Origin of the sequence: Pseudomonas brassicae (assembly GCF_010671725.1) — a bacterium.
Taxonomy (GTDB): Bacteria; Pseudomonadota; Gammaproteobacteria; order Pseudomonadales; family Pseudomonadaceae; genus Aquipseudomonas; species Aquipseudomonas brassicae.
Window position 1 is genome coordinate 1 of record NZ_JAAHBU010000474.1, and the last position, 11,537, is coordinate 11,537.

At 65.3% G+C, this 11,537-nt stretch carries 9 protein-coding genes and 2 pseudogenes; 1 reads left to right on the top strand and 10 read right to left on the bottom strand.

The features are described from left to right. Window positions 1-26: 26 nt before the first annotated feature. The 9 genes and pseudogenes from G3436_RS24675 to G3436_RS24715 all read right to left on the bottom strand — a co-directional run bounded on the left by G3436_RS24675 (window position 27) and on the right by G3436_RS24715 (window position 9,301). Window positions 27-737 (bottom strand): PqiC family protein, encoded by a 711-nt coding sequence (locus tag G3436_RS24675; RefSeq protein ID WP_163950557.1) that lies wholly within the window; start codon window positions 735-737, stop codon window positions 27-29. A gap of 172 nt (window positions 738-909) precedes the next feature. Further along, window positions 910-3,174, bottom strand: a complete 2,265-nt coding sequence (parC, locus tag G3436_RS24680) for a DNA topoisomerase IV subunit A (RefSeq protein WP_163950560.1) — start codon at window positions 3,172-3,174, stop codon at window positions 910-912. A 10-nt stretch (window positions 3,175-3,184) separates the two neighbouring features. Beyond that, window positions 3,185-3,703 (bottom strand): retropepsin-like aspartic protease family protein, encoded by a 519-nt coding sequence (locus tag G3436_RS24685; RefSeq protein WP_163950562.1) that lies wholly within the window; start codon window positions 3,701-3,703, stop codon window positions 3,185-3,187. Further along, window positions 3,700-4,682, bottom strand: a pseudogene (locus G3436_RS24690) (esterase-like activity of phytase family protein). Before G3436_RS24690 ends, G3436_RS24685 begins: the two are co-directional and overlap by 4 nt. Continuing rightward, a pseudogene (gene parE / locus G3436_RS24695) lies at window positions 4,682-6,585 on the bottom strand (DNA topoisomerase IV subunit B). The pseudogenes G3436_RS24690 and parE overlap by 1 nt, the downstream one beginning before the upstream one ends. Before the next feature lie 36 nt (window positions 6,586-6,621). Continuing rightward, on the bottom strand, window positions 6,622-7,230 hold the full coding sequence (locus G3436_RS24700) for a YqiA/YcfP family alpha/beta fold hydrolase (RefSeq protein WP_163950565.1): 609 nt from the start codon (window positions 7,228-7,230) through the stop codon (window positions 6,622-6,624). 112 nt (window positions 7,231-7,342) lie between these two features. Then, on the bottom strand, window positions 7,343-8,155 hold the full coding sequence (gene cpdA / locus G3436_RS24705) for a 3',5'-cyclic-AMP phosphodiesterase (RefSeq protein WP_163950568.1): 813 nt from the start codon (window positions 8,153-8,155) through the stop codon (window positions 7,343-7,345). 85 nt (window positions 8,156-8,240) lie between these two features. Continuing rightward, entirely contained in the window at window positions 8,241-8,693 is a 453-nt protein-coding gene (locus G3436_RS24710) for a DUF1249 domain-containing protein (protein WP_163950570.1), read from the bottom strand. Then, window positions 8,684-9,301 carry an NUDIX domain-containing protein gene (locus G3436_RS24715; RefSeq protein ID WP_163950571.1) on the bottom strand — a complete coding sequence of 206 codons (618 nt, stop codon included), beginning with the start codon at window positions 9,299-9,301 and terminating at the stop codon, window positions 8,684-8,686. The genes G3436_RS24710 and G3436_RS24715 overlap by 10 nt, the downstream gene beginning before the upstream one ends. A gap of 181 nt (window positions 9,302-9,482) precedes the next feature. Here G3436_RS24715 and G3436_RS24720 point away from each other — a divergent pair, with 181 nt between their 5' ends. Continuing rightward, entirely contained in the window at window positions 9,483-10,229 is a 747-nt protein-coding gene (locus G3436_RS24720; RefSeq protein ID WP_163950573.1) for an RsiV family protein, read from the top strand. Here G3436_RS24720 and cytX read toward each other — a convergent pair. Beyond that, window positions 10,198-11,370 (bottom strand): putative hydroxymethylpyrimidine transporter CytX, encoded by a 1,173-nt coding sequence (gene cytX / locus G3436_RS24725; RefSeq protein ID WP_243667309.1) that lies wholly within the window; start codon window positions 11,368-11,370, stop codon window positions 10,198-10,200. The two genes, G3436_RS24720 and cytX, sit on opposite strands and share 32 nt — an antisense overlap. Between the last annotated feature and the right edge of the window lie 167 nt (window positions 11,371-11,537).

Here is an 11,537-nt window from a genome sequence, read left to right on the forward strand (position 1 = left end):
TCGCTGCGGGCTTTTTTTGTGTCCGGTCAGAACCGGAACACCTCCATCTCGGTCCGAATCGGCGTGGCCATCGGGATCCGCGGCTTCTCCGGCTCTTTGCGCACCTGTACCGGTGCAGCCACCTTCTTCGGCTGCTCCTGCACGATCGGCGGCTGATTGGCCAGCGGCTTCAACGCCACGCTCAACTGCTCGGCCAGACGCTGCAGCAACTGCCCCTGCGCCTGAACCTGCGCCGCCGAGCTGCCTTGGTGCGGCTGCTCGAAATGCACGATGCGGTTGTCACGCACCTGCCCACGGCGGTCGAGCAAGCGCCATTGCGCATCCAGGATCGCCGGCTGGTTGGCACCCGAGTCCAGCCGGGTGATCGACAGCAGTACCTGCACATCCGGGCTGAACCCGGTACTGGCCGGGGCCAGCACCACACGCTGGCTGTCCAGGCGCCAGGCCAGCTGACGCACCAGCAACTGGTCGATGTCACGCGACAGGCTGCCCGCCCAGCGACCGTCGGTCGCCGCAGTCAGGCTGCCATCACGCTGACGCTGCAGCAGCGTCTCGCGCTGCAGGTAGTCAGCCACCGACACCGGCCCCAGCACCACGGCCATGCCGCTGCTCTGGGTCGGTTGGCCCGGCTCGCCACTGTCGAGCTGATACAGCGCTACCGGCTGGTGCATGCTGCAACCGGCCAAGCCCAGCACGCCACTGAGCAGTAGAACAAATGGAAGGCGCAGAAAAGTCATCATCCCATCCAGGCGGTCGCCACACGGCTTACCGCAGTGATACTCATGAATTCATCGGGCACACAGCCACGCTGGCACCACAGGGGGCCTATCATCCGCGAAAGTACGGTGCGACTCCAGTGTTTAAGCCGCGAACGGGCATGAAAATACCCGTTCGAGGCCTCTGCAGCGCTTATCCGAGGCTTTCGACCAACAGCGCATCGACCCGTTGGAAGCCCCGCGGCAGCTTGTTGCCACGGCGCCCACGTTCGCCCTTGTAGTGCTCAAGGTCATCGCCCTTGAGTGACAGGGTACGCTTGCCGGCCTGCAATACAAGGGTCGACCCCTCGGGAATCACGGCCAAATCGGTAACAAATTCTTCACGACTGGCCACCCGGTCACCGGGAATACCGATGATCTTGTTGCCCTTGCCCTTGCCCAGCTGCGGCAGGTCGCTGACCTTGAAGATCAGCAAGCGGCCTTCGGTGGTCACCGCTGCCAGCCAGTCGTTCTCACGGTCGCCCACCTGACGCGGCAGGATCACCTTGGCGTTGTTGGGCAGGCTCAGCAGGGCCTTGCCGGCCTTGTTCTTGGCCTGCAGGTCTTCACCCTTGACCACGAAGCCATAGCCGGCGTCCGAGGCGATCACATACAGGCCATCGTCCTCGGGCATCAGCACGCATTCGAAGGTGGCGCCCGGCGGCGGCGTCAGGCGGCCGGTCAGCGGCTCGCCCTGGCCACGCGCCGACGGCAGCGTATGCGAGGGCACCGAGTAGCTGCGCCCGGTGGAGTCGATAAACACCGCATATTGGTTGGAGCGCCCCGCTGCCGCGGTCTTGAAGCCATCGCCAGCCTTGTAGGAGAGCCCGGTGGCGTCGATGTCATGACCCTTGGCCGAACGCACCCAGCCCTTCTCCGACAGCACCACGGTGACTTTTTCGTTGGGCAGCAGGTCATGCTCGGTCATCGCACGGGCTTCGGCACGCTCGACGATCGGCGAACGCCGGTCGTCGCCATAGGTTTCGGCGTCTTGCAGCAGCTCGGTGCGCACCAGCTTCTTGAGCTTGGCTTCGCTGCCCAGCAGGGCCTGCAGCTTGGCCTGCTCCTTGAGCAGTTCGTCCTGTTCGTTGCGCAGCTTCATCTCTTCGAGGCGGGCCAGCTGGCGCAGGCGCGTGTCGAGGATGTAGTCGGCCTGGATCTCGCTCAGGGCGAAACGCTCGATCAACCTGGCCCGCGGGTGCTCCTCGGTACGGATGATGTGGATCACTTCATCCAGGTTGAGGTAGGCAATCAGCAAACCGTCCAACAGGTGCAGGCGACGCTCGACCTTGTCCAGGCGGAACTGCAGGCGCCGGCGCACGGTCTGCACGCGGAACTGCAGCCATTCGACCAGCAACGCCCGCAGGTTTTTCAGCTGCGGCTTGCCGTCCAGGCCAATGATGTTGATGTTGACGCGATAGCTCGATTCCAGCTCGGTACTGGCGAACAGGTGCTGCATCAGCGCTTCATGGTCGACGCGGCTGTGCACCGGGATAATCACGATGCGGCACGGGTTCTCATGGTCCGATTCGTCACGCAGGTCGGCCACTTGCGGCGCCTTGGACGGCTTGGCCTGCATCATCGCGGCGATCTGTTCCAGCACCTTGGCACCCGACACCTGGTGCGGCAGCGCGGTGACCACGATGTCGCCGTCCTCGATGTGGTACACCGCGCGCATGCGCACCGAGCCACGGCCGGTCTCGTAGATTTTCAGCAGGTCGGCGCGCGGCGTGATGATCTCTGCTTCGGTCGGGTAGTCCGGGCCCTGGATGTGCTCGCACAGTTGCTCCACGGTAGCCTTCGGCTCGTCAAGCAGGCGCACGCAGGCGGTGGCCACTTCGCGCAGGTTGTGCGGCGGTACGTCGGTGGCCATGCCCACGGCGATACCGGTGGTGCCGTTGAGCAGGATGTTCGGCAAACGTGCCGGCAACACCAGGGGTTCGTCGAGCGTGCCGTCGAAGTTCGGCCCCCAGTCGGCAGTGCCCTGGCCCAGCTCGCTGAGCAGCACTTCGGAATAGCGTGACAGGCGCGCCTCGGTATAGCGCATGGCCGCAAACGACTTCGGATCGTCCGGCGCACCCCAGTTGCCCTGGCCATCGACCAGGGTGTAGCGGTAGCTGAACGGCTGCGCCATCAGCACCATGGCTTCGTAGCAGGCCGAATCGCCATGCGGGTGGAACTTGCCGAGCACGTCACCGACGGTACGCGCCGATTTCTTGTGCTTGGAATCGGCATCCAGGCCCAGCTCGCTCATGGCGTAGACGATGCGTCGCTGCACCGGCTTCAGGCCGTCGCCGATGTGCGGCAGGGCACGGTCCATGATCACGTACATGGAGTAGTTGAGGTAGGCCTGTTCGGTGAAGTCAGCCAGTGACCGGCGCTCTACGCCATCGAGGCTGAGATCAAGGGAGTCGCTCATGCGGGCCTCATCATTTCAAGGTCTGGCGCAGCAGCAAGGTGCCGCCGCGCTGGGTAAATTCGAGTTGTTTCAGGGCACTCATGCCCAGCAATACCTGCTCGCCGTCCAGCCCCGGCACCACCAGGGCGCGCACGTCGCGCAAAAGAATGTCGCCCAGTTGCAGGCTGTCGAGCCGGGTACGGTAGCCCTCGGTACGGCCGTTGGCGGTACTCAGGGTGACCGGCGCACCACGGCTCAGGTTGAACTGTCGGGCCAGGGGCTCGGGGATCGCCACGTCGGTGGCGCCAGTATCCAGCAGAAAATGCACCGCCCGACCGTTGATCAGACCGTCGGCGACAAAATGCCCCTGGCCGTTGCCCAGCAGCCGTACTTCGACGTAGCCATCGCCGTGCTGCGAGCTGATTTCGCTGTTGGGATTGGCCTGGCGCTGCTCCCAGTCACCAAAAAAGCGCGTGGCCAGGAACAGCCCGGCCGCCCAGGCCAGCAGCATGAGCACCCGGCCGGCACGCTTGCCCGGTGCCTGGCTCATGGCTTGGCACTCCAGCCGCCCGCAGGCGCGGCGAAGCGCCATACCACGGGGCGGTTTTCGCCATCGGCGCGGCTGCCGCCATTGTTGTCCAGCCCTATCCAGGCCCCTTCGGCATCGATCACCAGCGCTTCGGCCAGGCCGAACGGCTGCGAATAACGCCGCGGTTCGGTCAGCCCCTCGGCAGCGAACGACCAGCAGCGCTCGATGCTGCCCTGGTCGGCATCGCGCCGGCAGATGCGAAACGCATTGCGCTCAAGGGTGAACAGCTTGCCGCCGAACAGTGCCAGGTCGGCGAAATCGCGCGGCAGTTCACGTGCGCCGGGCATCTGTGCCGGTTGCATCTCGGTGCCCGCCTCGCTCAGCAGCACACAGCCATCACCGCAGTTCCAGGTGGTCTGCTGGCGATTGATCGAGATCAGCCCGCGCCGCTCGCGCTCGGCGGCCAGCCACAGGCGATCACCCGCCGGGTTGATCGCGATGCCTTCGAGCAGGGCGTTGAAGTGCAGCAGCATGCCGCTGGCGCGGGCCTGGCGGACCATGCTCGGGTCGATCTTCAGCCAGTTCGGCGCACCGGTAACCGGCACCTGCAGCACGGCCACATGGGTTTCGCTGACCAGGTAGCGGTTGCCGGCGGCATCGCACTGATGCCTTCAAAATCCAGCTCGCCACCGCGCACGTAGGACATTGCCCAATTGCTTGAGCGCAGCCCCCAGGGCAAGCCGCTTTCAGGCACCGCCGGCACGTCCAGCGTGACGCCTTCGGCCTGCCACACCGGCTGGGTGGTATCGAGCCGGTACAGCAGGTCGTCGTCACGGTCCGAGACGGTCCACAGCACGCCATTGCACAGGGCCAACCCCGACAGATTGCCGCCACGCATGCCCTCGACCGGGTGCTCGGCCTGCAGCACCAGCTCTGGCCAGGGCTCGGCCAGTGCCGGTACGGCAAGCAGTGACAACAGCGCCGTCAGGAGCCGCGCAATCAAGCCAGTACCTCGGCCAGGTTGCCTTTGGACTCCAGCCACGCCTTGCGATCGCCGCGCGCTTCTTGGCCAGCAGCATGTCCATGATTTCGTGGGTGCCTTCCAGGTCTTCCAGGGTCAACTGCACCAGGCGCCGGGTGTTCGGGTCCATGGTGGTTTCACGCAGTTGCGGCGGGTTCATCTCGCCCAGGCCCTTGAATCGGGTGACCTGCGGCTTGCCACGCTTCTTCTCGGCCACCAGGCGGTCGAGAATGCCGTCGCGCTCGGCTTCGTCGAGGGCGTAGTAGATCTCCTTGCCCAGGTCGATGCGGTACAGCGGCGGCATCGCCACGTAGACGTGCCCGGCCTCGACCAGCGGGCGGAAATGCTGCACGAACAGCGCGCACAGCAAGGTGGCGATATGCAGGCCGTCGGAGTCGGCGTCGGCGAGGATGCAGATCTTGCCGTAGCGCAGCTGGCTCATGTCGCTGGCACCGGGGTCGACCCCGATGGCCACGGCGATGTTGTGCACTTCCTGGCTGGCCAGCACTTCGCCGCCATCGACTTCCCAGGTGTTGAGGATCTTGCCGCGCAGCGGCAGGATCGCCTGGAACTCCTTGTCGCGTGCCTGTTTGGCGGAACCACCGGCCGAATCACCCTCGACCAGGAACAGCTCGGCGCGCATCGGGTCCTGCCCGGCGCAGTCGGCCAGCTTGCCTGGCAGCGCCGGGCCCTGGGTCACGCGCTTGCGCTCGACCTTCTTGCTCGCCTTGAGCCGGCGCCCGGCGTTGTTGATCGCCAGTTCCGCCAGCTGCATGCCCACCTCGGGGTGGGCATTGAGCCACAGGCTGAAGGCGTCCTTGACTACCCCGGAGACGAACGCGGCCGCCTCGCGCGACGACAGGCGCTCTTTGGTCTGGCCGGAGAACTGCGGCTCCTGCATCTTCATCGAGAGCACGAAGCTGATGCGTTCCCACACGTCTTCGGGGGCCAGCTTGACGCCGCGCGGCAGCAGGTTGCGGAACTCGCAGAACTCGCGCATGGCATCCAGCAGGCCCTGGCGCAGGCCATTGACGTGGGTGCCGCCCTGGGCAGTGGGGATCAGGTTGACGTAGCTTTCCTGCACGCTGTCACCGCCCTCGGGCAACCACAGCAAGGCCCAGTCGACGGCCTCCTTGTTGCCGGCCAGGCTGCCGCAGAACGGCGCATCGGGCAGGCGCAGGTACTCGCTCACCGAGTCTTCGAGGTACGAGCGCAGGCCGTCCTCGTAGTGCCACTCGACCTTCTCGCCGGTGCCTTTGTCTTCGAAGCTGACCAGCAACCCCGGGCACAGTACGGCCTTGGCCTTGAGCACGTGCTTGAGGCGGCTGATGGAGAATTTGGGCGAATCGAAATACTTGGGGTCGGGCGCAAAATACACGCTGGTGCCGGTGTTGCGCTTGCCGACCGTACCGATCACTTCAAGCTCGCTGGCCTTGAAGCCGTCGGCGAAGGTCATCTGGTATTCGTTGCCGTCGCGCTTGACCCGTACCCGCACCTGGTTGGACAGGGCGTTGACCACCGAGATGCCCACGCCGTGCAGGCCGCCGGAAAACTGGTAGTTCTTGTTGGAGAACTTGCCGCCGGCGTGCAGCTTGGTGAGGATCAGCTCGACCCCCGAGACGCCCTCTTCGGGGTGGATGTCCACCGGCATGCCGCGACCATCGTCGGACACTTCAAGGGAGTGGTCGGCATGCAGGATGACCTGCACCGTACGGGCGTGGCCGGCCAGGGCTTCGTCGACGCTGTTGTCGATGACTTCCTGGGCCAGGTGGTTGGGCCGGCTGGTGTCGGTGTACATGCCCGGGCGCTTGCGCACCGGGTCAAGGCCGGAGAGGACTTCGATGGCGTCTGCGTTATAGGCGCTAGCGCTGGGATTGGCCATGGGTTCTCGTCGTCAGTCGTAGGTGAAAATGATCAGTCAAAGTTCAGCAAAATCGAGTGCCTGGTACGCCTGCGGCGCGACCCCGGCAAAACTCAGCAAGGCTGGCAGGCACTGGGCAAACCCCTGGAAGCTGTGGTCGCCGCCGGCCTGGATACGCAGTGCACAAGCCCGGTAGAAGCGCTCGGCGCGGCGGTAGTCCAGGGTTTCGTCGCCGGTCTGCAGCCACACCTGGATGCGCTGCGGGTCGCTCGGGGCGGGCACTTCCAGCTCGGCCAGGGCCTGCACGTGGTCCAGTGTCAGCTCCCAGGTTTCCCCGGTGTAGAAGTTCTGCTGCGGGCCCAGGTAGCCGTCGAACAGCTGGTGCGGGTTGACCGCCGGGTTGACCAGCAACGCCTTGAGGCCATGGCGCTCGGCCAGGTGGGTGGCATAGTAGCCGCCGAGCGAGCTGCCGACCAGCAATGGCGAACCCAGCTCGGCAATGGCGCTTTCGAGCTGGGCGATGGCCTGGCGCGGGTGATTGTGCAGCCCAGGTACGCGCAGGGACTCGGCCAGACCCAACTGCTGCATCACGCCGATCAGCTGACTGGCCTTCATCGAGGTGGGTGCGCTGTTGAACCCGTGAATATAAAGAATCGAACCCGACATGAACTGCCCCCGATACCCCTGCATCGCCCGCCGCAACGAGCACAAAAGAGGCGCAGTTTAGCCTGTTCGCTGGCCCAACGAGCAGTTTTAGGCGTTTGGCAACAATTAATCCTCAGTAGCCGTTGCTGCCGTAATCCACCGTGAAGGCAAAGTCGGTGACCCGCGACACGCTCGTGTCGAGCCGGCCATCGTCATGCAGGCGCAGCCAGCGGTAACCCGGCGCCTGGTCGCCCACCTTGAAGTCGTCGCTGCGCGGCTCGAACTGGATGCAGGTGGACGGCGAGGCAAGCAGGCGCACGCCGTCGCGCCACTGGTCCCACTCCTGATGGATGTGCCCCCACAGCAGTGCCCGCACCTGTGGATAACCTTGCAGCAGGTCGAACAGCGCATCGGCGTTGCGCAACCCGATCGGCGCCATCCAGGCGCATTCGATCGACACCGGCTGGTGATGGAAGCAGATCAGGTGATGACGCTCGGGCGCCTCGCGCAACGCACGCTCCAGCAACTGCAGTTGGTCTTCGGCCAACAGGCCCGGCACCGAACCCGGCACCGCGGAATTGAGCATGATCACTCGCCAGTGGCCGATATCCACCACCGGATCGAGCACATCGCTGCCTGCGGCCGCCTGCTCCATCGGCAGCGGCTCGTCATGGTTGCCTGCCAGCCAGCGCGCAGGCGCTTCGATCTGCCCGCTCAGCTTGCTGAACCAGCGATAGGACTCGACGCTGCCGTCCTGCGACAGGTCGCCCGTGGCCAGTACCAGGTCGACCACCGGCTGTTCCTCCCGCACGCGCTCGACCACGCGGCGCAGACTGTCGCGCGTATTCATGCCCAGCAACGTGGCGTCGGCCTCGGCAAACAGATGGCTGTCGGACAGCTGCACCAGCAGCACCGAGGCGTCACGTGAGGGGATCGAGTGCGGCAAGGCCGTCTCCTTGGGCGGATTCAGCACGATTATGGTGGGGAAGAAACAGCGGAGCAAACCTGTACCAGGGACACACGTCACATTTTCATCGAACGACGGCCAACTCGTGGCCACAGGCCAGGCAATGGCTCAGCCATTCACCCAGAAACAGATTGAGCTGGGCCTTTTCGTCGGGCTGGTGCATGGCCGCGTTCGGGTACGGGTAGATGCTGCGAAACCGCCGTGCATGCTCGGCGCTGACCACTTCGGCCATGCGCGCATCGTGGTACACCTGCACTTCCAGCTGCGGCACCGGCAGCCACGGCAGGCTGTGCTCCTGGCGCACGCGCAGGGTGGTGGTATAGGGGCATGCCAGCACCACGTCGAGCACCAGCACGCCGAGCATCTGGTCACCCTGGGTCATGCCGATACGGCGCGAGCTCTGGGCGGTGCGCATGTCGGGCAACAGGCGCATCAGGCGCGCATAGTTGGCCTCGCAGGCTGCCTGCAACCCGACCAGATCGACCCGGTAGCGCTCGCGCAACAGATTCACGACCATAGCCCCCTGACTTCATCGCGGTTCAAGGCCAGCCATTGCAAGGCAATGATGCTCGCCGCGTTGGCAATTTGCCCATCGCGCACGGCCTGCAGCGCATCCTCGAACGCCCAGGCCCTCACGCGAATATCCTCGCCCTCTTCTTCCAGCCCGTGCAAGCCGCCCGCCCCGGCGCTGTCACAACGGCCCAGATACAAGTGCACGTATTCGTCGCTGCCACCGGGTGACGGGAAGTAGCGGGTCATCGGCCACAGCGCACTGAACACCAGCCCAGCTTCCTCCTGCGCCTCGCGGTGCGCAACTTCTTCAGGCTGTTCGTCCTTGTCGATCAGACCAGCGACCAGTTCGATCAGCCACGGGTTGGCGACCTTGCCCATGGCGCCGACACGAAACTGCTCGATCAGCACCACTTCGTCGCGTTGCGGATCGTACGGCAATACACACACCGCATCGTGGCGCACGAACAGCTCGCGGCTGATCTCGCGCCCCAGGCCACCGGCAAACAACTCGTGGCGCAGGTGCACCCGGTCAAGCTGGTAGAAGCCCTTGAAACAGTTCTCGCGCCGCACGATCTGGATGTCGCTGGGCGCGGCTTTAAGCGTATCTGTCATGGAGACCTCGTTACCTATTGCCACTTCGCGCCATCCTAACCTGCACGCTGCGCGGTTTCACCCCTTTCAACCAAACCCGCAGCCTGCCAGGATAGGCACAGCCGGTCTTATCAGCTTAGTGGCGAACCGAAGGCGTTGCCGACGGTCCAAGCCCGATTACCGTTGCACTACAAGGATCATCATGTCGCTTGCGAAATTCGTCGGCGTAGCCGCCCTGGCCCTGACCCTGGGCGCCTGCCAAAGCCTGTTCCAGCCCAACTTCCGTGCCCCGCTGGAGGTCAAGCGCGAGGCCTGGGAGCACATCAAACCGGGCTGCACGGCGCAAGACTGCCCGCTGGTGAACATCGACACGGTGCACTTCCCGGCGCAGCCCAAGCTGGATGCGATCGTCGAGCGCAGCCTGCTCTCGCTTACCCGCGAGGGCGAAGGCGCACCGCTGCCAGCCTCGCTCAAGTCCTACGAGGACAGCTACCTGCGCTCGGCGCAAAGCCGCAACAGCAGCTACTTGCAGGCCAAGGTACGCGAGCAGCATGACGGCTTGGTGATCATCGAGCTGTCCAGTTACCTGGACACCGGGGGCGCGCATGGGGCACCGGGGCGCGGCTTCATCAACTACTCGCGCCAGCAGGACAAGGTACTGAGCCTGCAGGACATGCTGCTGCCCGGCCAGCAAGCGACCTTCTGGAAGACCGTCGAAGAGGCCCACAAGGGCTGGCTGATCAGCACCGGCATGGACAAGGACGCCGAGTTCGTGAAGAACTGGCCGTTCCAGCAATCGCCGCACATCGCCCTGACCTACGGCGCGGTGATCGTGAAGTACGAGGTGTATGCCATCGCCCCGTACTCCATGGGTCACATCGAGCTGAAGATCCCCTACCCGCGCCTGAACGGCGTGATCAGGCCCGAGCTGTTTCCCGGCCGCGGTTGAACCCCAGCAGCAGGTGCAGCGCACCTGCCAGCAGCAAGGCTGGCAGGGTCGCGCCAAACTCGGCCGCGTAGGTCGCCAGCAAGTGGTAGGTGGCCACGCCACACGCCCAGGCCAGCAGCGCGCCGTAGTGCAGGCCGTCGACCGCCCCCGGCAGGCGTCGACGACGCAGCAGGTAGTGGTCGCTCAGCACCACGCCGAACAGCGGCGCGAACACCGAACCGATCAGCAGCAGGAAGTTCTCGTACTGGCCCAATGGCGCGAAGCAGGCGATCAGCGTACACACCGCACCGATCGCCAGCGCCAGGTGTTCGACTTTCAGGCGCAGCAGCAGGCTGCTGGAGACGGCTGCCGAGTGGATGTCGGCAAAGGCTTTTTCCGACTCGTCGAGCAGCACCAGCAACAGCGGGATACCCGCGCCGGCACCGGCCAGGGCCAGCAGCAGGGTGTTGGCCTCGCCGTCGGTGGCAAAGGCCAGGATGTAGGCGACGCCCAGGCTCATCATCCACAGGTTGCCGATGAAATAGCCCAGGGCCGTACCGATGAACACCTGCGAAGAGCGCTTGCCGAAGCGCGAGTAGTCGGCGATCAGCGGCAGCCATGACAGCGGCATGGCGATGGCGATATCAAAACCCACCCCCAGCGCCATCGAGCCGTCACCGGCACGCGCCCACAGCGCACCCAGGTCGGCCTTGGCAAACAGGTTCCAGGTCAGCCACAGGCACGCGCCCAGCAGCAGCCAGATGCCCCATTTGCGCAGGATGCGCCGCACGAAGGTGAGCGGCCCGGCCACCGCCAGCGCGGTGGCCAGCGCGCCGAAGCACAGGGTCCACAGCAGCGGGCTGACCCAGGCGCTGTCGGCCCCGAGGGCGCGTGCACCGAGCAGGCTGGCGGCGTCGCGCATGACGATGATCTCGAACGCGCCCCAGCCGATCAGTTGCAGCAGGTTGAGCACCACCGGCAACGCCACGCCGTGGCGGCCCAGGCTCAGGCGCAAGGTGCCCATGGCCGACAGGCCGGTGTCGCTGCCGATCACCCCGGCGGCGCCAGCAACAGCACGCCGACCAGCGTGCCAAGGGTGATCGCCAGCAATGCGCCGGGCAGCCCAGGCCCGGGCCAAGCAAGGCGCGGTCTGCAACACCATCAGGCCGATGCCGAGGGAGAACCACAGCGAGAACAGGTCGCGGGCGCCGAAGACGCGCTGATGGGTGGGGATGGGGGTGGTCGGGGGAGTAGTGGCTGGGTGTGCTCACGATGAAGACTCGGCAGGAAGATGATGGGTGACTGTTGGGCCCTTTCGCTGGCAAGCAG

Excerpts from the sequence above, each read along its gene's own strand:
- G3436_RS24720 (WP_163950573.1), top strand. The coding sequence starts at position 9,483 with ATGTCGCTTGCGAAATTCGTCGGCGTAGCCGCCCTGGCCCTGACCCTG.
- G3436_RS24685 (WP_163950562.1), bottom strand. The coding sequence starts at position 3,703 with ATGAGCCAGGCACCGGGCAAGCGTGCCGGCCGGGTGCTCATGCTGCTG.
- cytX (WP_243667309.1), bottom strand. The coding sequence starts at position 11,370 with ATGGTGTTGCAGACCGCGCCTTGCTTGGCCCGGGCCTGGGCTGCCCGG.
- G3436_RS24710 (WP_163950570.1), bottom strand. The coding sequence starts at position 8,693 with ATGGTCGTGAATCTGTTGCGCGAGCGCTACCGGGTCGATCTGGTCGGG.
- G3436_RS24715 (WP_163950571.1), bottom strand. The coding sequence starts at position 9,301 with ATGACAGATACGCTTAAAGCCGCGCCCAGCGACATCCAGATCGTGCGG.
- G3436_RS24700 (WP_163950565.1), bottom strand. The coding sequence starts at position 7,230 with ATGTCGGGTTCGATTCTTTATATTCACGGGTTCAACAGCGCACCCACC.
- parC (WP_163950560.1), bottom strand. The coding sequence starts at position 3,174 with ATGAGCGACTCCCTTGATCTCAGCCTCGATGGCGTAGAGCGCCGGTCA.
- G3436_RS24675 (WP_163950557.1), bottom strand. The coding sequence starts at position 737 with ATGACTTTTCTGCGCCTTCCATTTGTTCTACTGCTCAGTGGCGTGCTG.